Here is a 26466-nt window from a genome sequence, read left to right on the forward strand (position 1 = left end):
TCGCCTCTCGATCAGGGGGCCACAGCCACCGGCGCGATCCCAAGCGCGCCAAGGATCATCCCAAGGATCATCCCGAAAAAGATCACCGTGCCGAAAAAGGTCAGCACCACGCCAAGCCCCGTCGCCACGAAATTGTCGAACCCGTGCAACGCGGCGGTGAAATAGGTCAGCAGCCAGAACATCAGCCCGACCAGAACCAGCGTGAAGATCGACGCTGCAACCGGGAAGAAGATCATCGCCAGCGTCAGCACGCCCTGCCCGACCACGAGGATGAACTGCATCCAAACGACCAGCAAAAGCGCATCCTCGAACCGCCCGGTCCCACCGAAACGCTGCCCCATGAAGAACATCATGAAGGCCATCACGATCAGAACCACAAGCTGCACCGGGGCGAAATAGATCGCCATCGCGCCACCCGGATCATCGGTCTTGGCCAGCACCTGTATGAGCAGTTGGAACACCGTCCCGATCGCGGCAGAGATCGCCACCACCGTCAAAAGCCCAAGCACCCGCGCCTGATAGGGCGGGTTCTCGGCCAAAAGCGCGCGCGCCTCGCCAATCGGATCGCGCAGCGTGCGCACGATCCGCGCCATCAGCGCCTCGAAGGTCAGATCATCCGCGGTCATGGCGTGCCGCCCTCCGTCTCGAATTGCGTGACCCGCAACCCTGCAAGCCAGATCGCCATATAGGCGACGAAGACAAGCCCCGACACAAGGCTGAGCTGCGCACCGGCGCCGATAAAGCCCGCGACCAGACCTTGCAACAGCATCAGGGGCGACACGGCCAGCATCGCCCAGAACAGCGCCAGCCGTCCGCCATACCAGTCAAGCCGCCCCCCCAACAGCCGCGCGACCAGCGGGCCGATCGTCGCCAGCAGGTAAAAGAACGGAATCGTCGCCGCCAGCGCCAGCCCCGTCCCCAGCAACAGCCCCGCCATCGGTTGATCGGGCTGCTCGAAATTGACCCGCGACAGGCGCGGCCATTGCGCGATGAAGATGACGATCAGCGCCCCGATCAGAAACGAGAACAGGCGCGGCTCCGAGCGCGGCTGCGCGAAATGCGCCCGCACGACCGTGCGGGGCGCGCGATAGCTGCGCAGGATGTCGTCAACCGCCGCCATGTCCCTCTCGTCCGATCAGTCCTGATGCCGGTTCAGCCACGCTTCGAGCCGCTCGGTGATGTCGTCGCGCAGACGCTCATCCTCGATCTCCTCGATCGTGTCGGCCAGGAAGGACAGCACCAGAAGCTTGATCGCCTCATCGACCGGCACCCCGCGCGAGCGCAGGTAGAACAGCGCCGTCTCGTCAATCGCGCCGGTGGTCGAGCCATGCGAGCACTGCACGTCATCGGCGTAGATTTCCAGCTCGGGCTTGGCGAGGAACTGACTGTCATCGTCAAGCAGAAGCGACTGGCTGATCTGATAGCCGTCCGTCTTCTGCGCGCCCTCTTTCACAAGGATCTTGCCCTGGAACACACCGGTCGCGCCGTGCTTAAGCACCTTCTTGAAGACCTGACGGCTTTCACAACGCAGCGCACCATGGGTGACGAACACCGTGTCGTCATGGTGGAAAGCCCCCGTCGCCCCATCGCCAAGCGCGGCGCCAGCGACATGCGCCACAGCGTCGTCGCCGACGATGTCGATCACGCATTCATTGCGCGTGAGCACCCCATTGGCCGTGAGCGTGAAGCTCTTGAACAGCGCATTCGCGGCGACACGCGCGAAGATATGCGTGACCGCACGGCGCTGATGGTCGCGCCCCTGCGCGCGCACATGGTGAAACCGCGCGCCTTCGCCCACGTCCACTTCCATCACCTTGTTGAACCGCGCACCCGCCGGACCGTTTTCGAGAACGGTCAGCTCAGCCCCGGCCTCCAGCTTGATGCAATGATGCAGGATCGGGTCGGAAGTCTCTGAGCTATGGACATAAATCAGGTTGATCGGACGCGCGGCCTGCCCGGTGACGCGGATTAGCACACCATCCGTTGCCGCCGCCGTGTTGAGCGCCGCCATCGGGCGCGCAACGGGGGTCTGACCATCGGCCTCCAGCTTGCCATAAAGCCCGCCCGCCCAGGAAATATCCGCAGGCTCCGCCAGCCGGGCGATCTCGACCCCTGCCAGCGTCAGATCATCCGAGGCCGCCGCATCGAACACACCATCCACGAAGACGATCTTCAGACGGTCGATCGCGTCGAACACAGGCGTTTCGTCGCCATTGTCGAAGGCTGGCGCCACAGGCGGCATGGCCGCGACCAGATCGGCCGGATTGGTGTATTTCCAATACTCATCGCGCCGCCCCGGCAGGCCCATCGCGCGCAGCCGCGCCAGAGCCTCCGCCCGTGCCGGCGCCGCGAAACCACCCTCGGGGATCGTCAGCGCATCGAGACGCGCCTCCACCGGGTTCTGTTTCTCCACAGCCGACATCAGACAACGCCCTCCAGCCCGTGTTCGGCGAGGATGTCGGCATACCCGTTCTGCTCGACCTCAAGCGCCAGCTCCGGCCCGCCGGTCTTGATGATCCGGCCATCCGCCATGATGTGCACTACATCCGGTTTGATATGGTCGAGAAGGCGCTGGTAGTGCGTGATGACAAGGAACGACCGCCCCGCATCGCGCAGCGCGTTCACGCCATCGGCCACAAGCCGCATCGCGTCCACGTCAAGACCCGAGTCGGTCTCGTCGAGGATGCACATCTTGGGCTCCAGCATCGCCATTTGCAGGATCTCGTTACGCTTTTTCTCGCCGCCCGAGAACCCGACATTGACCGGACGTTTGAGCATCTCGGCGTCGATCTTGAGGGTCTTCGCCTTGGCGCGCACTTCCTTGAGGAATTCGCCTGCCGTCAATTCCTCCTGCCCGCGCGCCTTGCGTTGCGCGTTCACCGCGGTGCGCAGGAAGGTCATGTTGCCGACGCCCGGAATTTCGACCGGGTATTGGAACGCAAGGAACAGCCCCGCCGCCGCGCGCTCTTCGGGTTCCATTTCCAGAAGTTCTTCGCCGCCGAGTTCCGCCGAGCCCTCGGTGACCTCATAGCCGTCGCGGCCCGCCAGAACATAGGAGAGCGTCGATTTCCCCGACCCGTTCGGCCCCATGATCGCATGCACCTTGCCGTCCTCGACAGTCAGGTCCACACCTTTGAGGATCACTTTATCCTCTTCTTCAAGTTTGACGTGCAGGTTCTTGATTTCCAGCATTTTTATCTTCCTCAGTCGATGGTGACGGCGGTGCCGGAAGCCGACACCATCAGCATGGATTGACCGACGACCTCATAGTCGAGATCGACGCCGACGACCGCGTTCGCGCCCAATGCGCGCGCCCGGTCCTCGAGTTCACGCAAGGCGGTTTCACGCGCATCTTGCAGCTTGCTTTCATAGGCGCCCGAGCGGCCGCCCACGATATCGGTGATCGAGGCGAACAGGTCGCGCACGACATTGGCCCCCATGATTGCCTCGCCCACCACGATGCCGTGATAGGTCAGGATCTTGTGGCCTTCGATCGAAGGAGTGGTGGTGGTGATCATGTCAGCCCCCGGTTACGGCCCCAAGGGCCGCAGAGGCGGCTGGGGCGATCAGAACGGAATGACGGTGTCGCGGAACATCACAGAGTTCTCGACCGCCTGCGCGCGCTGCAACTCGACCCATTCCACCGAGAAGGCCTGCGCCGAGAGCGCGGGCTGCCAGAAGGCGAGATTGTGCAGCGTGGACAGGCCCGCGACGATGGCGAGAACCTGAAGCACGATCAGAACTTTGGAGCGCAGCCGGAACACCTGCGCCAGTACGAAGGACAGCGCGAAGGCAAACGCCCCGCTGATCAGAAAATGCATGTCGTCGAGCTGTGAGCCCGCCTCGAGCGGCATCAGATGATTGCGCATCGCCGTGCCGCCGATCACCGCAACCGCCCCGAACAGGAGCGCCCAGATCATCTTGCCAAGGCTCAGCCGCGCTTTCGGCGCCTCGACCGCGATCTTCTTGGTGATCTCGTCGAGCGATTTGACCGACCACTCGCTGTCGCCCACATGAAGCACCATCTTGCCGCCCGCTTGCGACTTCTCGATCCGCCGCAGGCGTTCGTTGAAGCTGGCGCTGGAGATGGTCATGGGGTGCCTCCGGTCGTGTGTCGATCCGAAGCCACATCACCAGCGAAGCGTGCCCAAAATAGGGCAGGCCCGGGGCAAATGCGTGATGGGGATGCGACATGATCACCCGACCGACCCCTCCAGAGAGATCGCAACCAGAGATTGTGCCTCCATGGCGAATTCCATCGGCAACGCTTGCAGCACTTCGCGGCAGAATCCGTTCACGACAAGCGCCACGGCTTCTTCCTCGTCCATGCCACGTGCGCGGCAATAGAAGAGCTGATCGTCATCAACCTTGGAGGTTGTCGCCTCGTGCTCGACGCGCGACGAGTTATTCTTCACCTCGATATAGGGCACGGTATGCGCGCCGCATTTATCGCCGATAAGCAAGCTGTCGCATTGCGTATAGTTGCGCGAATTCTTGGCCTTCGGGTGCATGGTCACAAGCCCACGATAGGTGTTCTGCGCCTGCCCCGCCGAGATGCCCTTGGACACGATCCGCGACTTGGTGTTCTTGCCCAGATGAATCATCTTGGTTCCGGTATCGGCCTGCTGCCAGTTATTGGCGATGGCGATCGAGTAGAACTCACCCTGCGTGTCGTCGCCGCGCAGGATGCAGGACGGGTATTTCCACGTGATCGCAGAGCCGGTCTCGACCTGCGTCCACATGACCTTGGCGCGGGCCTCACGACAATCGGCGCGCTTGGTGACAAAGTTGTAGATGCCGCCCTTGCCGTCCTCGTCGCCCGGGAACCAGTTCTGAACGGTCGAATATTTGACCTCGGCATCCTCAAGCACGACGATCTCGACCACGGCCGCGTGCAGCTGGGCGGTGTCGCGCTTGGGTGCGGTGCAGCCTTCGAGATAGCTCACATAAGAGCCCTTGTCGGCAATGATCAGCGTGCGCTCAAACTGTCCGGTATTTTCCGCGTTGATACGGAAATAGGTCGACAGCTCCATCGGGCAGCGGGTGTTCGGCGGGATGTAGACAAACGACCCATCCGAGAACACGGCCGAGTTAAGCGTCGCGAAGAAGTTATCCGATTGCGGCACGACCGAACCGAGATATTTCTTCACCAGCTCCGGGTGCTCTTTGATCGCCTCCGAGATCGAGCAGAAGATCACGCCCGCCTTGGCGAGTTCGTCCTTGAAGGTGGTCCCCACCGAGACCGAATCGAACACCGCATCGACCGCAACACGGGTTTCGCCTTCCTGAAGCTTCTCAGCCCCTTCCACACCGGCAAGGATCAACTGCTCCTTCAGCGGAATCCCCAGCTTTTCATAGGTCGCCAGAAGCTTCGGATCGACTTCGTCGAGCGATTTCGGCTTGGTCTCCATGCTTTTCGGGCGCGCGTAGTAATAGATGTCCTGATAGTCGATCGCCGGGATCTTGAGCATCGCCCAATCGGGTTCGGCCATTTCCTTCCAGCGGCGGAACGCCTGAAGACGCCACTCGGTCATCCATTCAGGCTCTTCGTTCTTTTCGCTGATCAGCCGGACGATATCCTCATTCACGCCCTTGGGCGCGAATTCCATCTCGATCTCGGTGTCCCAGCCATATTTGTAGCTGCCCATGTTCTGGACGGTTTCGACGGTTTCCCGATCGACACCCTCACGCACTTCCAGATTTTCTTCGACCATGGCGTTTCCCTTTCCGCGTCAAGTTCGTGCGCGGTGTTTCTGACGCGCGGCGCGGTAGCTTTCGGCAAAGCGCAGCACATCGTCCTTTCCAATTCCCGGACCGATCGAAACACGGATCGCCGCGCCCGCCAGCCCCTCGTCATATCCCATCGCGCGCAGCACCCGGCTGGCACGCACCTTGCCCGAGGAACAGGCCGACCCGGCAGAGACGGCGAACCCCGCAAGGTCCATGCGCATCACCTGGGTCTCGCCCTTCCAGCCCGGGCAGACAATCGAAAGCGTATTGGGTAACAGGCGCGGCCCCTGGCCCGCCTCTCCCTGTTCTCCCGTCGTCTCCCATCCCGGAAAATAGAGACTCTCGTCCGCATCTTCCAGAGCCAATTTTAGAATATTTCTAATTTCGGCGACCTGATCCCAGAGGCCCGCCGACAAATCGCGCGCCGCAGCCGCAGCAGCCGCGCCAAAACCCGCGATGCCGATCAGGTTCTCGGTCCCGGCGCGCCGGCCCATCTCTTGCCCGCCACCCAAAAGCTGCGCCGGAATATCGGTCCCGCGCTTGACCACCAGCGCGCCGATCCCCTTCGGACCACCCAGCTTATGCGCCGATACAAGTCCCGCCGTCACACCCAGCCAGTTGAACGCGAAAGGCACCTTGCCGAAGGCCTGCGTGAGATCGGAAACCGCCAGCCCTTCGGGCAGATCCTGAATGACCCCGGTTTCGGAATTGGCCAGTTGCAGCGCGCTTTGCGCGGGATCGGTCACGGTGACGCGGCCAAGCCCGTCCACAGACAGATCGGGTGTGCACCAGGCCGCCACAGCGTCGTGCTCGATGTCGGCGCAATGGAGGCCACGCCCCGCGCAGGCCAAAGCCGCAGCCTCGGTCGCGCCAGAGGTGAAAATCACGTCCGCCCCGTCCGCGCCAAGCGCCTCGGCCACTTGTGCCCGCGCCCGCTCGATCAGCGCCTTGGCCGCGCGCCCTTCGGCATGGACCGAGGACGGGTTGCCCACCACATCCATCGCCGCGATCATCGCCGCGCGGGCTTCGTCGCGCAGCGGCGTTGTCGCATTCCAATCGAGATAGAGCCGCGCCGTCACAGCATACCCGCTTTCATCACGCCCGAAAGACTCCCGCCGGAGGCTTCCATCGTCTTCGCCCGCGCAACGCGCGCCTTATTCATCCACCACCGAGAACAGGCTCGGCACCGCCGGACAGGGTTTCAACCCGTTGCGCACCACATCCGCAAGCGTCGTCTGATGCAGGAAAACAAAGACCTGCGCGCTCAGGCTCTCCCAAAGACGATTGCTCAGCGATTGCGCCCGCGAGCCGGACACGCCACCCGAAGCCCCCGCCCCCATGTGCAAGGCCGAAACCGTCTCATCGACCGCCTCGAACACCTCGGAGATGCGGATTTCCTCGGGCGCGCGGGCAAGCCGATAGCCGCCGCCCGGACCGCGCACCGAATTCACCAGGCCGGCGCGACGCAGCCGCACGAAAAGCTGTTCGAGATAAGGCAAGGAGATGTCCTGCCGCTCCGAAATCGCGGCCAGCGAGGTCCGCATCCCCTCCCCCGCAATCGCCAGATCGACGAGCGCGACGATCGCGTAACGCCCCTTGGTCGAAAGTTTCATCCCGCACCTCCTCGAATCCGGGCGCAGATCGTATCAAATCCGGCCCCGCACGGCTCAATCCTTGACGCCGCGCTTCGGGCCGCTTAACTCAAAACCCACCCGATTTCCCGGCATGTCGCCGGGGATGGCCCCGTCCTAGGGACTCTGAGCGAAAGCGTCAAGTTTTCACGCTGCCGCACCCACCCCCGGGACTTTGGTCACTAACAGGCGAGACACAATGCCCGAAGTCATTTTTCCCGGTCCCGAAGGTCGTCTCGAAGGCCGCTATCACCCGCAGCCGAGCCCGGACGCGCCGATCGCGATCATCCTGCATCCCGATCCGCAATTCGGCGGCACCATGAACAATCGCGTGGTCTATAACCTGCACTACGCCTTCCACCAGATGGGCTTTACCGTTCTGCGCTTCAATTTCCGGGGCGTGGGCCGCAGTCAGGGCGAATACGATCAGGGCATCGGTGAATTGTCCGATGCGGCCTCGGCGCTCGACTATCTTCAGGCGATGAACCCGAATTCGAAACATTGCTGGGTCGCGGGTCATTCCTTCGGCGCGTGGATCGGCATGCAGCTCTTGATGCGCCGCCCCGAGATCACCGGCTTCATCTCGGTCGCGCCGCCCGGCCCGTCCTCGCCGGGCCCAGGCAATTACGATTACAGCTTCCTCGCACCGTGCCCCTCGTCGGGCCTCATCATCAACGGCACCAACGACCGCATCGCGCCCGCGAACGAGACCCGGCAACTGGTCTCCAAGCTGCAAGAGCAAAAGGGCATCACGATCACCCATCAAGAGGTCGAAGGCGCCGATCACTTCTTCAAGAATGAAGACGCCCATATGAAGCCGATGATCGAGACGGTGCAGACCTATGTCAAACGCCGCCTGACCGAGGGTAGCCGCTGATGGCGCTGATCGACGAGCTGGCCGAGAAACTTGCCGCCGACGTGATGAAGGCGCAGCTCGAATTGGGCGTCGACCGGCTGTATGTCGAGGTCGGCAACCATATCGGCACCTCGTCGCCTTCGCTTCAGGAAGCGTTCCTGACCGCCTGTCGCCTGCACCTGTCCGAACAGCGCGGGCGGAGCTTCTTCGAGGAACGGCTCAAGGCGCTGAGCGCGGCGCGCAAGGACGCGTCATGACCCTGCCACAGGTGGGCCGCCCCGCGCCGGACCCGCGCGGCGCGCTGCTCGCCGGGGCGGTGGTTGCGAGCGGTTTGGCGCTGATCGTGGGACTTGCGCTCTACGGGCTGCGCGCGACATGCGACGGTCATGTGTTTACCGGCATCGGGCGCGGCGCGTTTCTGACCTTGCTTCCCGATTTGCTTCAGCGGCCCGGACTTGCCTTTGGGCTGTTCGCACCGGTCTGGGCCGGTCTGATGCTGGCGCTCGGCTCGGCAATGATCGGGCGGATCACAGCGCTGCGCACGGCGCTTGTGTCCTTCGGCCCAGTGATCGCGCTGACGCTTGGGATCGTGCTGCTCGCACCGCGCGTCGAGTGCGCCCGCTATGCGCCACTGACAAGCGCGCTCTGGATCGGGGCGGGCCTTGTCGCGCTGGCCGCATTGAGTGCGTGGGCGGGCATGCGGGGGCGCTCCGCATGAGCGACCGGATCGAGCAGCAACTCGCCTTCCTGCGCGAAGCGGAGATGCTGAAATCGGTGACGCGCGCGACACCGATCCACGATGCGTCACGCCCGGAAAATTCGGCAGAACATAGCTGGTCTCTGGCGCTCTATGCGCTCACGCTCGCGGATCAGGCAGAGCCCGGGGTCGATATCACCCGCGTCATCAAGATGCTTTTGCTGCACGATCTGGTCGAGATCGACGTGGGCGATGTGCCGATCCATTCGCAAGAGGGTTCGGCCCATGGTTCCGCCGAGATCGCGGCCCAAGAGGCGGCCGCAGCCGAGCGCATCTTCGGCCTGCTCCCCGAGGATCAACGCGCGGAGTTTCACGCGCTCTGGGCCGAGTTCGAAGCCGCCGAGACCCCCTCTGCCCGCTTCGCCAAATCGCTCGACCGGGCGCAACCGGTGCTGCTCAACCACCAGAGCGGCGGCGGTTCGTGGATCGACTACGATGTGCATTGGGATCAGCTCCAATCCCGCGTGGGCGACAAGATCGCGCTTGGCGCTCCGGGCCTGTGGCCGGTCATCCGCGCGCGGATCTCTGCCTGGTTCGAGGCGCGCGGGCTGATCTAGGCAAAATTCGGTATACATTCGCATACCAACACTGGAAATCCGTCCGCCCATGCGCTAGGGATGTCGCACACGACTCAACCCAAGCGCATGGAGGGGCCCCATGACGAAAATCAAAGTCGCAAATCCGGTCGTCGAACTCGACGGCGACGAGATGACCCGGATCATCTGGGATTTCATCAAGCAGAAGCTCATTCTGCCCTATCTCGACATCGACCTGAAATATTACGACCTCGGCATCGAAGAGCGCGACCGCACCGACGATCAGGTGACCATCGACGCAGCCTACGCGATCAAGGAGCATGGCGTCGGCGTCAAATGCGCGACCATCACCCCCGATGAGGCGCGGGTCGAGGAATTCGGCCTCAAGCAGATGTGGAAATCGCCCAACGGCACGATCCGCAACATCCTCGGCGGCGTCGTCTTCCGCCAACCGATCATCTGCAAGAACGTCCCGCGCCTCGTGCCGGGCTGGACCAAGCCGATCGTCGTCGGGCGCCACGCCTTTGGCGACCAATACAAGGCGACCGATTTCCATTTCCCCGGCAAGGGGCAGCTCACGATGAAATTCGTGGGCGAGGACGGCACCGAGATCGAGAAGGTCGTCTATGACGCGCCTTCGGCGGGCGTCTATATGGGCATGTATAATCTCGACGACTCGATCATCGACTTCGCGCGGGCCTCGCTCAATTACGGCCTGTCGCTGAAATGGCCGGTCTATCTGAGCACCAAGAACACCATCCTCAAAGCCTATGACGGCCGCTTCAAGGACCTGTTCCAGAAGGTCTATGAGGAAGAGTTCGCCGAGAAGTTCAAGGATGCGGGCATCTGGTATGAGCACCGGCTGATCGACGACATGGTCGCCTGCGCGCTGAAATGGAATGGCGGCTTTGTCTGGGCCTGCAAGAACTACGATGGCGACGTGCAGTCGGACACCATCGCGCAGGGCTTCGGCTCACTGGGCATGATGGCCTCGCAGCTGATGACGCCCGACGGCAAGATCGTCGAGGCCGAGGCGGCCCACGGCACGGTGACGCGCCACTACCGCAACCATCAGGCCGGCAAGGCCACGTCGACCAACTCGATCGCCACCATCTACGCCTGGACCGGGGGTCTCAAGCACCGCGCCAAGCTCGACGACAATGCCGCGCTGATGACCTTTGCCGAAACGCTTGAACGGGTGACCGTGCAATGCGTCGAGGACGGGTTCATGACCAAGGACCTCGCGCTGCTGGTGGGACCCGATCAGAAATGGCTGACCACCATGGGCTTCCTCGAAAAGGTCGATGAATATCTGAACAAGGCGATGTGATCTTTACCCCAATCCGCGCCATGTAGGGGTCGGGCCGCAAGGCCCGGCCCTTTCCGTTTGCACGCCCACGCGCGTCCCCCTTGCCCTGCCCCGCAATTTGGGATCATGTCGCGCCCATGACGGAGATCATTGCAGAACAGCCCGCCCGGCACTCACCGCTCGACGACGCCCAGGGCATCGCCTTTGGCAGCCTGATGGCGGCCTTCGGCATCGTGATCCTGACCCATCTCGGGCTGGTCACCGGGCAGACCGCAGGGCTTGCGGTGCTGATCTCCTACGCGACCGGCTGGGGGTTCGGCCCGGTCTTCTTCGTCATCAACCTGCCCTTCTACTGGCTGGGCTACAAACGGATGGGGCCGGTCTTCGTCGCCAAGACCCTGACAGCGGTCACGATCCTGTCGCTTGCGACGATGGTCTTGCCGGGACTGGTCAGCTTCGAGACGCTCCACCCCGCTGTGGGCGCGGTTCTGTTCGGCTTTGTGACCGGCTCCGCGCTGCTGGCGCTGTTTCGGCACGGCTCGTCGCTCGGCGGCGTCGGCATCGTGGCCCTCTACCTGCAAGACAAGACCGGATTCCGCGCGGGCTGGACGCAGCTTCTGTTCGATGCCGGCGTCTTTGCTCTCGCCCTTCTGCTGCGTGACTGGCAGACTGTCGCCTGGTCCTTCCTTGGCGCCGTCGTGGTCAATCTCGTGATCGCGATGAACCACCGCCGCGACCGCTACATCGCCACCTGAGGCCCACGCCCGATGAAAACCTATCTCTTCCTGCTGATCGCCGTCGCCTTCGAGACCTTCGGCTCTTCCTGCCTGCAAGCCAGCCAGCAATTCACCAAACTCTGGCCCTCGCTCGGCGTGCTGGTGGGCTTTGCGGGCGCGTTCTACTTCTTCACGCTGGTTCTCAAGGTGCTGCCGCTCGGCATCACCTATGCGCTCTGGTCCGGCATCGGGATCATCCTGATCACCCTCTCGGGCCGGGTGATCTTTGGCCAGCGCCTCGACCTGCCCGCCATGCTCGGGCTGGGACTGATCATCGCCGGAATTCTCGTCATCAACCTGTTTTCCAAGGCACAGGCGCATTAGGCTGGCCAAGCCCCGCTTTTGCCTGTATGGCCCGCCCCAAAGCATGAACAGGCGGATATCATGGACCTTCGCAATATCGCGATCATCGCACACGTCGACCACGGCAAGACCACGCTCGTCGACCAGCTCCTGAAGCAATCGGGCGCCTTCCGGGAAAACCAGGCTGTGGCGGAACGCGCCATGGACAGCAACGACATCGAGCGTGAGCGCGGGATCACCATCCTCGCCAAGGCGACGAGCGTCGAGTGGAAGGGCACCCGGATCAATATCGTCGACACCCCCGGCCACGCCGATTTCGGCGGCGAGGTGGAGCGCATCCTGTCGATGGTGGACGGTGTCTGCCTGCTGGTCGATGCCGCCGAAGGCCCGATGCCGCAAACCAAATTCGTGACGCAAAAAGCGCTGGCGCTTGGCCTGCGCCCCATCGTGGTGCTGAACAAGGTCGACAAACCGGCGGCCGAACCCGACCGCGCCCTCGACGAGGTGTTCGACCTGTTTGCGAACCTCGGCGCCAATGACGAGCAACTCGACTTCCCGCATGTCTATGCCTCAGGCATTGGCGGCTGGGCCGATCTCGAACTGGACGGCCCGCGCGAGGACCTCTCGGCGCTCTTCGACCTGATCCTGCAGCATGTCGAGCCGCCCAAACAGGAATTTCAGGCCAATCAACCCTTCCGCATGCTGGCAACGACGCTGGGCGCCGACCCGTTCATCGGGCGCATCCTGACGGGCCGCGTGGAATCGGGCACGCTCAAGGTCGGCGACCCGCTCAAGGCGCTCTCGCGCAAGGGCGACAAGATCGAGCAATTCCGCTGCACCAAGATCCTCGCGTTCCGTGGTCTCGCACAGCAGCCCATCGACGAGGCCGTCGCAGGCGATATCGTCTCGATCGCGGGTATGTCCAAGGCCACCGTGGCCGATACGCTCTGCGCGCTCGAAGTCGAGACCGCCCTGCCCGCACAGCCGATCGACCCGCCGACGATCTCGGTGACCTTCGGCATCAATGACAGCCCGCTGGCGGGCCGCGATGGCACCAAGGTGCAATCGCGCGTGATCCGCGAGCGCCTCCTGAAAGAGGCCGAAACCAACGTCGCGATCCGCGTCGAAGACACGCCCGGTGGCGAAGCCTTCGTCGTCTCGGGGCGCGGCGAACTTCAGATGGGCGTGCTCATCGAGAACATGCGCCGCGAAGGGTTCGAACTCTCGATCTCGCGCCCGAAGGTCATCTTCCGCGAGGAAGACGGCCAGCGCATGGAGCCGATCGAAGAAGTCATCATCGACGTGGACGACGAATATTCCGGCGCGGTGATCGAGAAACTGACCGGCCCGCGCAAAGGCGAGCTGACCGAGATGCGCCCCGCCGAGGGCGGCAAGACCCGCATCGTCGCGCTTGTGCCCTCGCGTGGTCTGATCGGTTATCAGGGCGAGTTCCTGACCGACACGCGCGGCTCGGGCGTCCTGAACCGCATCTTCCATAGCTGGGCCCCCTATAAAGGCAGCATCGAAGGCCGTCGTCAGGGCGTTCTGATCTCGATGGAGAACGGTGTCTCGGTGGCCTATGCGCTGTGGAACCTCGAAGAGCGCGGCAAGCTGTTTATCGGTGCGCAGGAGCAGGTCTATGAGGGGATGATTATCGGCGAGCATTCGCGCGATAACGACCTCGAAGTGAACCCGCTCAAGGGCAAGAAACTCACCAACGTGCGGGCATCCGGCACCGACGAGGCCGTGCGCCTCACGCCGCCCGTGCGGATGAGCCTCGAAGAGGCCATCGCTTATATCAACGATGACGAGCTGGTCGAAGTTACGCCCAAGGCGATCCGCCTGCGCAAGCGCCATCTCGACCCGCATGAGCGCAAACGCGCCGCACGTGCCGAGTAATACAAAAAGGGGGGCTCTGCCCCCCTCTTTACTTCGTAAATTCACCCCCCGGGATATTTGACGCGATTGGAGAACGAGATAGTCTCTGATTTCCAATCGCCGGAAATATCCCGGGGGTGAGCGCGCCAGCGCGAGGGGGCAGCGCCCCCTGCCCCGGCCCCCTTCAGCGGAACAGAACCAAAGCGCCCGGCGACCACGCAACGCGGGTGCGGGTTCCGATATCGAGCACCGGACGACCGAAGACGTTGCGCATCGAGATTCGCACCGGCACGTCCACCCCATCGAGCTTCACGTCGTAATAGGTCATGTCGCCGTAATAGACGACCTCTTCGATGGTGCCGGGCGTCTCGCGGTCGAGCGGTGTCTGGCCCTCGTAGAGGATGGTCAGCGTCTCGGGACGGAAGCCAATCGAGGCCTGACCGCCCGCGGGTGCGGCCGACGCCTGCGCCGCCTCGATCTCAAACGCGCCGAGCCCTGCTGCCTCCACCTGAATATGGCCGTTCGCCTCGCCGGTGACGCTGGCGGGGAGGAAATTCATCACCCCGATGAAATCCGCCACGCGGCGCGAGTTTGGCCGACGATACAGCGTTTCCGGATCGGCGAGTTGGGCGATTTCGCCCTCGAACATCACCGCGATCCGGTCCGACATGACCAGGGCCTCTTCCTGGTCATGGGTCACGAGCACGAAGGTAATGCCGACCTCGCGTTGCAGCTTGATCAGTTCGACCTGCATCTGCTCGCGGATCTTCTTGTCCAGCGCCGAGAGCGGTTCATCGAGGAGCAGCACCTTGGGCTTGAGGATCAGTGCGCGCGCGAGCGCCACGCGCTGGCGTTGCCCCCCCGACATGGCATGGGCCGCACGCGGTCCGTAGCCCTTGAGGCCGACCATTTCGAGCGCCTCTTCGACGAGCTTGTCCTTCTCGGCCTTTGAGCGCGCATCACGTCGCAGCCCGAAGCCCACATTCTGCGCGACGGTCAGGTGCGGGAAGATCGCATAGCTCTGAAACACCATATTCGTGGGGCGCTTGTTGGCGGGCACGTTCTCCATCGACTTGCCGTCGATCAGCACCGCGCCCGAGGAAATCCCCTCAAAGCCGGCGATGGTGCGCAAGAGCGTGGTCTTGCCACAGCCCGACGGACCCAGCAGGGAAAAGAATTCGCCCGCGCGGATCGTCGCGGTGATGCCGCGCAGCGCGTGATACTCGCCATAGTATTTATGGACGTCCTGAAACTCGATCATGGGCGCACGGGTATTCACAGGAAGCCTCCGGTATCCTTGGCACCGGTCTTCTTGAGGCCCCGGCGGCGGACATATTCCGCGATGGTGAGAAGAATGATCGACAAAAGCACGAGGCAGGTACCAAGCGCCATGATCATCGGGATCTGTTTCGGGAAGCGCAACTGCGAGAAGATATAGGTCGGCAGCGTCGGCTCATTCCCGGCAAGGAAGAACGCGATGATGAATTCGTCGAGCGAGATCGTGAAGGCGATCAGCATCGAAGAAATGATCCCCGGCAGAACCAAGGGCAGCGTAATCAGACGAAAGGTCGAAAGCTTGCCTTCGCCCAGATCATAGGCCGCCTCTTCGAGCGAGCGGTCGAGCGAGGCAAAGGCCGTGTTCAGGATCGCAATCGTGTAAGGCGTGGCAATCAGCACATGGCCGAGGATCACCGTGAGGATCGAGAGCTCGATCCCGATGGCCAGCAGCACCAGAAGCAACGAGCCGCCGATCATGATCTCGGGCAGAACCAGCGGCAGCATGATCAGCCCCATGATCGGCCCCTTGCCCGGAAAGCTGAACCGCGTGCCGGCGCGCGCGGCGAAAATGCCAAAGGCGGTCGCCAGAACGGCAGTCGATCCCGCAATGATCATCGAATTGCGCACCGCCCGGCCCAGCGTGTCATTGGCGAACATCTGCGAGAACCAGTCGAGCGTGAAGCCCTTGAGCGGAAAGGCGATGATCGTGCCATCGTTGAACGCGAAAATCGGCAACAGCAGGATCGGCGCGTAAAGAAACGCGAGATAGGCGAAGGCATAGATGCGGAGCGAGGGCAGCTTCATTTCGGGCCTCGCAGGTAACGGCGGTTGGCAAAGACGAAGGCCAGTGAGATCAGCGCCACCACCGCCATCGCCGAAACCGCAATCGCCGAGCCCATCGGCTTGTTATCGAGCGGCAGAAGCTGCGCCTGGATCATGTTTGCAACCATCGGCAGCTTGCCCCCGCCGATCAGTTCGGGCGTCACGTAATCCCCAATGGTCGGGATGAAAACGATCAGCACCGCCGCCACAACCCCCGGCATTGCCAGCGGCAGGGTGACCCGCAGGAAGGTCATCACCCGGCTCTCGCCAAGGTCCTGCCCGGCCTCCAGAAGCGAGCGGTCGATCTTTTCGAGCGCCACGAAGATCGGCAGGATCGCAAAGGGCGCATAGGCATGGGCGAGCGTCGCCGCAATCGCCCCGACCGTGTTGAGCATTTGCAGCGGGTCTTCGATCAGCTGCCCCTCTCCGATCAGACCGATGGATTTCAGCCCCGAATTGATCACCCCGTTATAGCCAAGGATCACTTTCCACAGGAACACACGGATCAGATAGGAGGTCCAGAACGGAATGGTGATCAGGAACAGCCAGAGCGACTTGCGGTCGGGCCGGACGTGGAAGGACAGGAAATAGGCAATCGGGAAGGCCAGAGCCACAGTGACCAGCGTCACCAGCCCCGACACGATCAGGGAGCGCAGCAGGATCGCGCGAAAGATCGGGTCGGTCCAGACCGCCTTGTAATTCTCGAAGGTGACCTCATGGATCACCGTCAGATAGCCATCCTTGAAGAAGGAATAGGCGAGGATCGTCAAAAGCGGCGCGGCCAGCAACAGAATCGCGTAAAGCGCGGTCGGGCTGATCAAGGCGAGACCGTTGGCGGCCTCGGAATGTTTCAAGCGGCTTAACGGCGAGCCTTGTGCCATTCTCGTCTCCTGTGGGGCCGCGCGCTTGCGCAGCATTGCCGACGAAAGCACAGGCAGCGGGAACTGAAAAGAGGCGAGATGCATCGCCCTGCGCCATTTTTCGGCGCGGGGCGCTTTTTTGGGCAGCTCAGACCGCGAGGTCGCCCGAAGGGTTTTCCAGAAGCCCCACGAGGCGGTCGATCGCCGCATGGAAGTCGGCCTCGGGGACCGCCCCCGCAATTGCGATGCGCACCGCGTTTGGCGCGTGCCCGTCATGGAGCACGTATTCATCAGCCGAACGCACCAGCACGCCCTCGGCCTCGGCAGCGCGGGCAAAGGCCGAACTGCGCCACCCCAGCGGCAGGCGCAGCCAGAAGAAGGAAAGCCCCGGCTGCCAGACGATATCGAAACGGCTCAACGCTTGCACCGCGCGTTCCAGCCGCCGGCCCATCGCTTCTTGCGCGGCCTGACGCAGCCGCATCGCATCGCCCGAACGCAGAATCCGGGTCATGATATCCGTCACCGGACGCGCCAGCCCGAAATAGGAGTGCTGCGCGGCCAGTCGCCCCGCCTCGCCCATCCCCTCGGGGCAAACCACGATCCCGAACCGCATCCCCGCCGAGATGGTCTTGGACAGGCTCGTCACATGCCAGGTGCGCTCCGGGGCGAGCGCGCGCAGGCTCGGCAGGCCGGAACTGGGCGCGGTGTAGCAATCGTCCTCGAGGATCTGCAAATCATGCGCGCGCGCCACCGCAACAATCGCCTTGCGCCGTTCGAGCCCCATCCGCGCGGCGGTCGGGTTCTGCGCCTCGGTGGTGATGCAGACGACCTGCGCGCGGTTGCGCCGGCACGCCGCGTCGAGCGCGGCGGGGATCATCCCCTCCTCGTCGAGCGCAACCGCCACCGTCTCGGCCCGAACCAGCTTCGCCGCATGGCGGAAGCCGGGATAGGCCAGTTCTTCAGTCAGCACGACGGGACGGTCACCCCGCAGACAGATTTGCAGCGTCAGATTGATCCCGTTCTGGCCACCATGGGTCAGCACCAGATCATCCGCCGTGATCGGGCCAAGGTCGCAGCACTCAAACCAGCTCAGCGACGCCTCGCGCGCGAAGAGATCGCGTTTCAGACCTGGATACTCGAGGTATTTCTGTCCGATTTCGCGCGCGGCTTCGGCCATGGCGCGCGCGATGGCTTCGGTCTGGCCGACATCAGGCAGTTGCGGTGAACGCAGATCGACGGGGCCGCGCCCGCTATTATCCTCGGTCGAGAGTTGAGTATAGAGCGGCTCGGTCGGACCAAGGCGACGCGATTGTGTCGATACAAATGTGCCACGCCCGACCGCCGCCTCAAGGAGCCCCTCCTGCGTAGCGATTTGATAGGCGCGCGCCACCGTGCCCGGCGTAACCCCCAGACGCCATGCCAAATCGCGCACCGTCGGCAGCTTTGACCCCGGTTCCAGACTGCCACGCCGCACGCCTTCACGTAGCGCGCGCACCAGCGCGAGATATTTCGGACCGCTCTGCGTGCCGAGGTCCGGCCTCCAAGTTGTATCAGTCACAATGTTTCTCTGGCTTGCATTGTATTGTTTTTGTATCCCTAGATTACACGAAACGCATTCATTGTATCAATACAAAAGGTGACCCACATGTCTGGCCTCTCGCTACGTCACTTCGCTCTCGCCGCGCCGACCCGGCCCGTTGCGGTCGCGCAGACCGTCGCGGACTGGGTCAAGACCCGACGCACCCGCCGGGCGCTCGGGCAGTTGGACGATCATCTGCTGAAGGATATCGGGATCAGTCGGGATGCCGCGCAGTTCGAAGCCGCGCGCCCCTTCTGGAAAGAGTAGGAGCCGCAGTCCCCTGTCGGATCCTCTTCCTTGGCCGGGCATCTGCCCGGCCTCTTTTCATGACAAAGGCCGACGTCGCGCGCCGGCCTGTCAGCACACAGGCTGCAAAAGCCGGCTTCAGGCGATAACCGCCTCGATCGAGATCGAACGTTTCTTGAGTTCGGCATAAATCGCAGGCACCACGCGCGCCGAGCGTACCGCTCGCGCCAGCGCGTCACCGATCTGACCCTCGCTCGCCGGCCCCAGCACACGCCAGACCATGCGCCGCTTGACCCCGTCATCATAGACGATCTCGACGCCGCCGCTGCGCGCCTTGCGCAGACCAACAAAATCAAGCCCCCCTTCGGAGGCGTGGAACGCTTTCTGGATCATGAGACTGCTCGTTTTGGTCTTTGTTTTCTCGCACGATGCCCACGGGAAGAGGTCCGGTCAATCACCCACGCGCCGCGACCGATCAGATCGCCGCGGCGCTGAGTCTTTGCCGCAACAGATCACGCCGCGAGCAGCGCGCGCGCCTCATGCGCCTTCAGGGACAGGCGCGCAGGGCTCCAGATGCTCCACGGCGCGGACCGCTTCAACTCCGGAAAAATCGTCAGAATTTCATCGCGTTGTGCCGCATCCATCGCGTCAATCATCATCTCGCCCGGCTGGAAGCTCTCGGTCCAGACGCCATCGCCGAGGATGATTTCATGCGTGTCGAAAAGCAGATGGATATAGGTCACGCTGTCCAGCTCCAGTCGCTCGATCCCCGGCTGACCGACCAGATGCAGCGCCGCGATCAGCACCTCATGCTCGCCGAACAGCAACTCGGCATGCTGCCCCACGAACAGCATCCGGTGCTGCGGCGAAACGATCATATCGCGCACCGGTTCCCCCTGCCCAAGCGCGCCCGCACGGATCAGGACCGGCTGCAACGCGGGCTGCGCCTCCAACGTCGCCGCGTCAAGTATTCTCTTGCCGACCCACCGCAATGGGCAATAGCCGCTGTCGCGGGTCAGCACACGATCGCCGACCTGGAGTTCCTCGACCGCGATCGCACCGCCAGCCGCCTCAATGATCGTGCCCGGCGTGAAACAGGGAATGACGGTGATATTCTCGATGTTCTCGAAGGTGGTCGTGTCGCCATTTGCCCAGCGGATCGTGCCCGCTTCCGAGTCGTTCTCGTCGTAGAAAATCTGCGCGCGGCCATTGATGATGAGCTCGTCAACATCGCCGTCACCAATATCGTCCGAACCGTCGATATGCTCGCCGACATCCTGCCCTTCGTTAAGCGAGATCGTATCGGAGCCTGCGCCGCCGACCACGACATCAAAACCTTCGCCCCCCTCAAGGAAATCGTTGCCCGCGCCGCCCAGCACCGTGTCATCGCCGGTCCCGCCATAGAGCGAGTCACCGCCCCCCGCGCCGTCGAGATAGTCGTTGCCTTCATTGCCGTAGAACACGTTAGTATAGGCGTCCGCGCCCGAGGTAACCTCGCCGTTGAAGCCGATCAGCGTGTCGTTAAAGGCCGAACCGTAAAGCCCGTCGACACCGGAGAGAGTATCGCCCGTGGCATCGCCCCCGCTGGCCGTCCCGGCCCCAAGGTTGATGTTCACCCCCCCGTTTGACCCAGAGTAATCGGCATAGTCCATGCCCGAGCCGGCATTGAGTGAATCCGCCCCGGCCCCGCCGTTCAGCGTGTCGTTACCCGTGCCGCCAATGAGCGTGTCATTGCCTGCGCCGCCGTCAAGTGTGTCCGCATCCGCGCCGCCATCGAGCGAGTCGTTCCCATCCCCCCCGATCAGCGTGTCATTGCCCGCGTTGCCCGTCAGCGTATCGTTGCCTGCCTGCCCATCGAGCATGTTGGCAAGCGAGTTGCCGGTCAGCGCGTTGGTACCCGCATTGCCGATCAGGTTCTCGAAATTGCGCACAATCGACGTGAACCCCACCGTCGAGATTGAGCCATCCTCGTTCAGCGTCGCGCCCTGATTGCCCGGAATTCCCTGAAGTGACAGCGTGTCATTGCCATCCCCGCCATCGAGAATGTCCGGGTCACCCGATGTGAACCAGCCCGCATAGGCAAGGTCGTCGCCCGCTTCCAGATAGACATCGTCCGAGTTCGAGGTCGAATCCCCCGCGAGCCAGACATCGTTGCCCGCCCCGGCATAGACGGTATCGTTGCCGGTGCCGCCTTCGATCGTGTCGTTCCCGTCACCGCCCAAAATCCGATCTGCACCGGCGCCGCCCGAGATCGAATCGTTCCCCGCATTACCGATCAGAAGGTCATTCCCCGCCAGCCCGGAGATCGTATCATCCCCGGTGGTCCCGTTAAGGGTATCGTTGGAAGTGGAGCCGGTAATCGTCGCCATCTGAACCTCGGGCACTCGAACACACGATAGTCTTTGACCCGTTTGTGCCGGTTGACTGGGGCGTCAACTGGACCCGATTTCGTTCATAGCTAGAAAGAATTATGGCCGAAAAAAGGAGCCTACATCTCTAGGATGAAATCGGCCCTGATCCGCGCCGATTTCAAAGCGCGGGAAGCCCTGAAACACGCAGCTGCGCCTGCGTCGAAACAGCGGTTTCCAGCCCTGGCATCAGGGCTGCGATCTCTTGCCGACTTTGGGCGGAGAGCATCGAGAGAGTCGCGGGCCCCGCCGCAAAACTCTCGGACCAGCACGAATCCACCATCAGCAATTCGTGGCCCTCGCAGAGCAGTTGAACATAGCTCACCTGTTGCAGCGACAGCACCGAAACCCCGTCCTGACCGACAAAATCGCGTGCCATAACAAGCTGTTCTCCGCTCTCACCAAGACCCGCCACGCGGTTCAAAAAGCGATGGTTCGGCGAGACGATCATATCACGCTCCGGCCCGTCGCGCCCCAGCGCGCCGCCCGCGATCTGCACCGGCCGCAGCAGCGGGTTGAGCCCGAGCGCGCGCCAGTCGAAATGTTCCTGCCCGATCCAGAGCAGCTCTTGCAGCCCGTTATCGCGGGTCACCAGTTTCATGCCGGGACGCAGCGCCGCAATTGGCACCTCCCCCCGGTCAGTGGCCACCCGACTTTCCGGCGTGAAGCATGGAATCGCAGCGGCCAGAAGATCGAAGCGCGCCTCGAACCGTTTGCGGCCCTCCGCATCATGCGCACTCAACGCGCCGTCTTTGCTACCGAAATCGTCGAAAATGAGCCGCATTTCATCGACCGGGCAGACATCCGACTTTGCCCCGGTCGCAGCCCGTGACAGCGTGTCAGAAACATCAACCCCGGCGCGAAAGCCGTGCAGATCGCTCATCTTCATCTTATCGCCTTCGGTCAGGGCCCTCCGCCCGGTTCAAGCTGTCCTTTAAGTTCATAACATCATCAAATCGTTAAAGATATTCTCACGCCACAGAAAAACCACAATTTACCAGAAATAGACCGTTTCCGCAGCGGCAACCTATACGATGCGCGTGAAAAATCCCCCGCCCACAGGGTGGACGGGGGATCAGTCACGAATCGAAATCCGGAAATGCCGCCCGGCTTACTTGATCAGCAGCCGTGCCTCGTGACGCTTGAGCGTCTTGCGCGCGGCCTTGTAGCCTTCGACACCCGCTTCGCCCTTGAGTTCGGGGAAAATCTCGAAGATTTCAGCGCGTTGCGCATTGCCAAGCCCCTTGAGCGACTGATCACCCGGCTGGAAGCTCTCGGTCCAGGCGCCGTTGGCCAGCACCACCTCGTGATGGTCGAACATGAAGTGCAGGTAGCTGGTGCCGAGCGTCTCGACATTGCGCACGCCTTTGTTGTCCACAAGGTGCTTGGCCGCGACGAGAACCTCGTTCTCCTCGAAATAGAGCGCGGTCTTGTCGTTCGAGACCAGCATCCGGTGGTTGGGCGAGACCAGCATGTCGCGCTCGGGCAGACCTTCGCCGAGGCTTCCGGCGCGGATCAGCACCGGCTTGAGATGCGGCGCGTCGATCAGCTCGGCGCGCGACAGGTCACGACGGCCCGCCCAACGGATTTCCTGAATGCCGTTGTCGCGCGTGATGACCTTGTCGCCAACCCGCAGCTCCTCGACCAGACGCTCACCGCGCGGTGTCGCAACCAGCGTGCCCGGCGTGAAGCACGGCACGATATTCTCGATATCGGTGAAGTTGATATTCGCCCATTCCCCCGTATCCGGGTTGTAGAGCTGAATCTGGCCGTTGAAGCCCGGATTACCGTTGGTCTCGGGGTTGCGGACGATATTGACGACCTCGAAGCCCTGCGCGGTCAGCGCCGAATAGTCGAGCGTGTCATTGTCATCGCCTTCAAACCCGCCATCCACGGTGACGTTGTTGACGCCGTTTTCGCCGATCGTGTTGATGATGAACGTATCGGCATCGGCGCCACCCGACAGGAAGTCGTTATCGCCGCCACCGACGATCGTGTCGGCCCCGGCCCCACCGAAGATGGTGTCGCCGTCGATGCCGCCGTCGATATAGTCGTCGCCCTCATCACCGTAGATCAGGTCGTTATCGTCCTCGCCATAGATGACGTCATTGCCGGCGCCGCCATGGATCGTGTCGTCACCGTTATTCTGCACCGGGTCGGTCGAGTCCGGGACGTTGATCGCATCCGGGAAGCCCGGACCCACACCGCCGTAGATGGTATCGTTGCCATCCCCGCCGTCGACCAGATCGTCACCTTCGCCTGCGGTGATGACATCGTCACCCGTGCCCCCGAAGACGGTGTCCTCATCGAAGCCCGCATTGATGACATCGTCATCCGCGCCGCCGTCGATATAGTCACGGTCGTCGCCCGTGGTGATCGTGTCATTGCCCGCGCCGCCGTAAACGGTGTCGAGATCGTCATTCGGCGCCCCATCCGCCGGCCAGAGGCCCGGATAGGCCAGATCGGGCAGCGGGTTGGTGGTGCCCGACGTGTTGATCACGTCATCGCCCGCACCGCCTTCGGCCAGATCATTGCCATCGCCACCGACGATCGAGTCGCCCAGATCGCCGCCCAGCAGCGTATCGTTGCCTGCGCCGCCGTCGAGCGTGTTCGCGCCCGCGCCACCGTCGAGCGAGTCATTCCCGTCCTCGCCAAAGATCAGGTCATCGCCCGCATCACCTGCAACCGTATCATCGCCCAGCCCGGCATAGACCGTGTCATTGCCGTCCCCCGCGACGATCCGGTCGTCATCGGGTGCGTCATCGCCAAGGATTGCATCCCCCGCATCGACCATGTCGCCTTCCGGGTCGCCGGTATAGGCGGTGTCGATCAGATCGGCGCCCGCAGTTCCTTCGACGATCCCGTCGATGGGTTGCTCGGCCACCGTAACGGTCACCGTCGCCGTGTCGGTCAGCCCCTCGGGATCGGTGATCGTGTAGGAGATCGTCGCCTCGCCTTCGAACCCATCGGCGGGCGTGAAGGTCAGCGTGCCATCGCCATTGATGACCACCGAACCGTTGGGAGAGCTGGCCTCGGTCACGCTCAGCGCATCGCCGTCGATGTCGGTATCGTTGGCCAGAACCGCAATCGTTACCGGCGTCGCATAGGGCGTCGAGGCGGTGTCGTCATTGGCCACCGGCGCATCGTTGACCGGGGTCACGGTGACGGTGACCGTCGCCGTATCCGTATCGCCGTTCTCGTCGGTGACCGTGTAGCTGATCGTCGTCTCACCGTTGAAATCCGCGTTCGGCGTGAAGGTGATCGTGCCATCGCCATTGATCACCACCGACCCGTCCGGCGAGCTGGCCGCCGTCACGCTCAGCGTGTCGTTCTGCGGATGGGTGTCGTTGGCCAGCACGTCGATCGTGACGGCGGTGTCCTCGTCGGTGATCGCCGTGTCATCGGACGCATCCGGCGCGTAGTCGTCATAGATCACGCTCTCGATATTCGAGAAATCGAGCGTGCCGACGACATTTCCGTCCGTATCCAGGAATTCGACCGTGCCGTTATAGCCGTTCCCGTTCGCATCGGGCCCGGTATAGATCACGTTCACGGGGCCCGCGCCGGTAAGGTCGAGCGTGTCGAAATCGTCACCCCCCTCACCGCCGTCGATCACGTCGCCCGCGCCATCCCCGGCCGTATCGACCACAAAGACATCGCGGTCATCGCCGCCATCCATGAGGTCAGCCGCCGCGCCGCCGATGATCGTATCGGCCCCGGTGCCGCCGATCAGCGTGTCCTCGTCGATGCCACCATCAAGCAGGTCCGCGCCCGCATCCCCATAGAGCAGGTCGTTATCGTCTTCGCCATAGATGACGTCATTGCCGTCGCCACCATGGATCGTGTCATCGCCGTTGTTCAGGACCGGATCGGTCGCATCGGGGATGTTGATCGCATCGGGGAAGCCCGGCCCGGCACCGCCATAGACGGTATCGTTGCCCGCACCCGCATCGACCGTATCATCGCCCTCGCCCGCGATGATGTAATCATTCCCATCGCCACCAAGGATCGTATCGCGGTCGACGCCTGCATTGATCACGTCATCATCCGCGCCGCCGTCGATATAGTCGGCATCGTCGCCCGTGGTGATCGTGTCATTGCCCGCGCCGCCATAAACGGTGTCGAGATCGTCATTCGGGGTCGAATCCGCATCCCACAGACCGGGGAAGGCCAGATCGGGCAGGCTCTCGCCCGAGGAGGTGTCGATGACATCATTGCCGTCGCCGCCATCGGCCAGATCATTGCCCGTGCCGCCGAGGATCGAGTCGTCGCCGATCCCGCCGTCGAGCACGTCATCCTGCTCGGCCCCGTTGAGCGTATCATTGCCCGTGCCGCCGATCAGCGTGTCATTGCCGGTGCCCCCGGTGACAGAGTCGTTGCCCGCCTCGCCCAGAAGCGAGTCGGCCCCGTCGCCGCCCTTGAGCACGTCGTCATCGTTCCCGCCATAGAGCGTGTCGTCGCCATAGGACCCGTCGAGCGTGTCCATCCCGTCATTGCCGTAGAGGGTGTCGTCACCGATCCCGCCATTGGCACTGTCATTGCCGGTGCCACCGTCGAGCAGGTCATTCCCGTCCGCGCCTTGCAGCGTGTCATTGTCGGCCCCGCCCAGAAGCGTATCGTCTTCGGACCCGCCGACGAGGTAGTCGTTCCCCGCCTGCCCGTCGATGAGGTCATACCCCTCGCCGCCGCGCAGTTCATCATCGCCCGCGCCGCCCAGGATCGTGTCATCCCCCGCGCCGCCATCGACGAAATCATTGCCCTCGCCCGCGTCGATCTCATCCGCCCCGGCATTGCCAAAGATCGAGTCGTCGCCCAGGCCGCCCGACACCTCGTCGTCGCCATCGCCGGCATAAACCGTGTCATTGCCCGCGCCCGCCTCGATGATGTCGTCATCCGGCGCCTCGCCCGGCAGAATCGCATCCCCCGCATCGACCATGTCGCCTTCGGGGTCGCCCGTGTAGCCAGCATTTATGAGATCATCGCCCGCAGTCCCTTCGACGATCCCGTCGATGGGTTGCTCGGCCACCGTGACGGTCACCGTCGCCGTGTCGCTCAGCCCCGCCGCATCGGTGACGGTGTAGCTGATCGTCGTCTCACCGTTGAAATCCGCGTTCGGCGTGAAGGTGATCGTGCCATCGCCATTAATCACCACCGACCCGTCCGGCGAGCTGGCCGCCGTCACGCTCAGCGCATCGCCATCGGGATCCACGTCATTGCCCAGCACGTTGATCGTGACCGGCACGTCCTCATCCGTCGAGGCGGTGTCGTCATTGGCCACCGGCGCATCGTTGACCGGGGTCACGGTGACGGTGACCGTCGCCGTATCGCTCAGACCCGCCGCATCGGTGACGGTGTAGCTGATCGTCGTCTCACCGTTGAAATCCGCGTTCGGCGTGAAGGTGATCGTGCCATCGCCATTGATCACCACCGACCCGTCCGGCGAGCTGGCCGCCGTCACGCTCAGCGCATCGCCATCGGGATCCACGTCATTGCCCAG

General features: G+C 63.0%; 26 protein-coding genes. 9 read left to right on the forward strand and 17 right to left on the reverse strand.

Annotated features, from left to right (window positions below):
- Positions 1 to 11 precede the first annotated feature (11 nt).
- The 9 genes from P0X85_RS09295 to iscR form a co-directional block, all read right to left on the reverse strand.
- Positions 12 to 626: a YIP1 family protein gene (locus tag P0X85_RS09295; protein WP_275811811.1), complete on the reverse strand. Its 615-nt coding sequence runs from the start codon at positions 624 to 626 to the stop codon at positions 12 to 14.
- Positions 623 to 1120, reverse strand: coding sequence for a YIP1 family protein (locus tag P0X85_RS09300; RefSeq protein WP_275811813.1), 498 nt, complete (start codon positions 1118 to 1120; stop codon positions 623 to 625). Before P0X85_RS09300 ends, P0X85_RS09295 begins: the two co-directional genes overlap by 4 nt.
- A gap of 15 nt (positions 1121 to 1135) precedes the next feature.
- Complete coding sequence (locus P0X85_RS09305) at positions 1136 to 2422, reverse strand: SufB/SufD family protein (protein ID WP_275811815.1); 1287 nt, start codon at positions 2420 to 2422, stop codon at positions 1136 to 1138.
- Entirely contained in the window at positions 2422 to 3192 is a 771-nt protein-coding gene (sufC, locus tag P0X85_RS09310; protein ID WP_275811817.1) for a Fe-S cluster assembly ATPase SufC, read from the reverse strand. The genes P0X85_RS09305 and sufC overlap by 1 nt, the downstream gene beginning before the upstream one ends.
- Before the next feature lie 11 nt (positions 3193 to 3203).
- A complete protein-coding gene (locus P0X85_RS09315) occupies positions 3204 to 3518 on the reverse strand; it encodes a heavy metal-binding domain-containing protein (protein WP_275811819.1) in 315 nt (104 codons plus the stop codon).
- Positions 3519 to 3566: 48 nt separating this feature from the next.
- On the reverse strand, positions 3567 to 4094 hold the full coding sequence (locus tag P0X85_RS09320; protein WP_275811821.1) for a hypothetical protein: 528 nt from the start codon (positions 4092 to 4094) through the stop codon (positions 3567 to 3569).
- A gap of 102 nt (positions 4095 to 4196) precedes the next feature.
- Positions 4197 to 5714, reverse strand: a complete 1518-nt coding sequence (gene sufB, locus P0X85_RS09325) for a Fe-S cluster assembly protein SufB (RefSeq protein ID WP_275811823.1) — start codon at positions 5712 to 5714, stop codon at positions 4197 to 4199.
- Positions 5715 to 5732: 18 nt separating this feature from the next.
- Complete coding sequence (locus tag P0X85_RS09330) at positions 5733 to 6809, reverse strand: cysteine desulfurase family protein (RefSeq protein WP_275811825.1); 1077 nt, start codon at positions 6807 to 6809, stop codon at positions 5733 to 5735.
- A 75-nt stretch (positions 6810 to 6884) separates the two neighbouring features.
- Positions 6885 to 7343, reverse strand: coding sequence for a Fe-S cluster assembly transcriptional regulator IscR (gene iscR, locus P0X85_RS09335; RefSeq protein WP_275811827.1), 459 nt, complete (start codon positions 7341 to 7343; stop codon positions 6885 to 6887).
- A 217-nt stretch (positions 7344 to 7560) separates the two neighbouring features.
- Between iscR and P0X85_RS09340 the strand changes: the two genes are divergently transcribed.
- From P0X85_RS09340 to typA, 8 genes are all read left to right on the forward strand, one after another.
- Positions 7561 to 8238 (forward strand): alpha/beta hydrolase, encoded by a 678-nt coding sequence (locus P0X85_RS09340; RefSeq protein WP_275811829.1) that lies wholly within the window; start codon positions 7561 to 7563, stop codon positions 8236 to 8238.
- Positions 8238 to 8474 (forward strand): hypothetical protein, encoded by a 237-nt coding sequence (locus P0X85_RS09345; RefSeq protein ID WP_275811831.1) that lies wholly within the window; start codon positions 8238 to 8240, stop codon positions 8472 to 8474. Before P0X85_RS09340 ends, P0X85_RS09345 begins: the two co-directional genes overlap by 1 nt.
- On the forward strand, positions 8471 to 8935 hold the full coding sequence (locus P0X85_RS09350) for a hypothetical protein (RefSeq protein WP_275811833.1): 465 nt from the start codon (positions 8471 to 8473) through the stop codon (positions 8933 to 8935). Before P0X85_RS09345 ends, P0X85_RS09350 begins: the two co-directional genes overlap by 4 nt.
- Positions 8932 to 9531, forward strand: a complete 600-nt coding sequence (locus P0X85_RS09355) for an HD domain-containing protein (RefSeq protein ID WP_275811835.1) — start codon at positions 8932 to 8934, stop codon at positions 9529 to 9531. The genes P0X85_RS09350 and P0X85_RS09355 overlap by 4 nt, the downstream gene beginning before the upstream one ends.
- Before the next feature lie 100 nt (positions 9532 to 9631).
- Positions 9632 to 10840 carry an NADP-dependent isocitrate dehydrogenase gene (locus tag P0X85_RS09360; RefSeq protein ID WP_275811837.1) on the forward strand — a complete coding sequence of 403 codons (1209 nt, stop codon included), beginning with the start codon at positions 9632 to 9634 and terminating at the stop codon, positions 10838 to 10840.
- Positions 10841 to 10956: 116 nt separating this feature from the next.
- Positions 10957 to 11574, forward strand: coding sequence for a YitT family protein (locus P0X85_RS09365; protein ID WP_275811839.1), 618 nt, complete (start codon positions 10957 to 10959; stop codon positions 11572 to 11574).
- Positions 11575 to 11586: 12 nt separating this feature from the next.
- Positions 11587 to 11919 (forward strand): DMT family transporter, encoded by a 333-nt coding sequence (locus tag P0X85_RS09370; protein ID WP_275811842.1) that lies wholly within the window; start codon positions 11587 to 11589, stop codon positions 11917 to 11919.
- Between the two features lie 60 nt (positions 11920 to 11979).
- Entirely contained in the window at positions 11980 to 13797 is a 1818-nt protein-coding gene (gene typA, locus P0X85_RS09375) for a translational GTPase TypA (RefSeq protein WP_275811844.1), read from the forward strand.
- Positions 13798 to 13960: 163 nt separating this feature from the next.
- Here typA and P0X85_RS09380 read toward each other — a convergent pair whose 3' ends face one another.
- The 4 genes from P0X85_RS09380 to P0X85_RS09395 all read right to left on the reverse strand — a co-directional run bounded on the left by P0X85_RS09380 (position 13961) and on the right by P0X85_RS09395 (position 18294).
- Positions 13961 to 15037 (reverse strand): ABC transporter ATP-binding protein, encoded by a 1077-nt coding sequence (locus tag P0X85_RS09380; RefSeq protein WP_275811892.1) that lies wholly within the window; start codon positions 15035 to 15037, stop codon positions 13961 to 13963.
- 14 nt (positions 15038 to 15051) lie between these two features.
- Entirely contained in the window at positions 15052 to 15858 is an 807-nt protein-coding gene (locus tag P0X85_RS09385; RefSeq protein ID WP_275811846.1) for an ABC transporter permease, read from the reverse strand.
- A complete protein-coding gene (locus tag P0X85_RS09390; protein WP_275811848.1) occupies positions 15855 to 16757 on the reverse strand; it encodes an ABC transporter permease in 903 nt (300 codons plus the stop codon). Before P0X85_RS09390 ends, P0X85_RS09385 begins: the two co-directional genes overlap by 4 nt.
- Before the next feature lie 127 nt (positions 16758 to 16884).
- Complete coding sequence (locus tag P0X85_RS09395; protein WP_275811850.1) at positions 16885 to 18294, reverse strand: aminotransferase-like domain-containing protein; 1410 nt, start codon at positions 18292 to 18294, stop codon at positions 16885 to 16887.
- Between the two features lie 87 nt (positions 18295 to 18381).
- Between P0X85_RS09395 and P0X85_RS09400 the strand changes: the two genes are divergently transcribed.
- Positions 18382 to 18582: a DUF1127 domain-containing protein gene (locus P0X85_RS09400; protein WP_275811852.1), complete on the forward strand. Its 201-nt coding sequence runs from the start codon at positions 18382 to 18384 to the stop codon at positions 18580 to 18582.
- Between the two features lie 117 nt (positions 18583 to 18699).
- Here P0X85_RS09400 and P0X85_RS09405 read toward each other — a convergent pair whose 3' ends face one another.
- The 4 genes from P0X85_RS09405 to P0X85_RS09420 all read right to left on the reverse strand — a co-directional run bounded on the left by P0X85_RS09405 (position 18700) and on the right by P0X85_RS09420 (position 26454).
- On the reverse strand, positions 18700 to 18954 hold the full coding sequence (locus tag P0X85_RS09405; protein WP_275811854.1) for a hypothetical protein: 255 nt from the start codon (positions 18952 to 18954) through the stop codon (positions 18700 to 18702).
- A gap of 119 nt (positions 18955 to 19073) precedes the next feature.
- Positions 19074 to 20930, reverse strand: coding sequence for a Hint domain-containing protein (locus P0X85_RS09410; RefSeq protein WP_275811856.1), 1857 nt, complete (start codon positions 20928 to 20930; stop codon positions 19074 to 19076).
- 160 nt (positions 20931 to 21090) lie between these two features.
- Positions 21091 to 21858 (reverse strand): Hint domain-containing protein, encoded by a 768-nt coding sequence (locus tag P0X85_RS09415; RefSeq protein ID WP_275811858.1) that lies wholly within the window; start codon positions 21856 to 21858, stop codon positions 21091 to 21093.
- Between the two features lie 222 nt (positions 21859 to 22080).
- Positions 22081 to 26454, reverse strand: coding sequence for an Ig-like domain-containing protein (locus P0X85_RS09420; protein ID WP_275811860.1), 4374 nt, complete (start codon positions 26452 to 26454; stop codon positions 22081 to 22083).
- Positions 26455 to 26466 lie beyond the last annotated feature (12 nt).

It is taken from the genome of Pseudothioclava nitratireducens, assembly GCF_029210495.1.
Lineage (GTDB): Bacteria > Pseudomonadota > Alphaproteobacteria > Rhodobacterales > Rhodobacteraceae > Pseudothioclava > Pseudothioclava nitratireducens.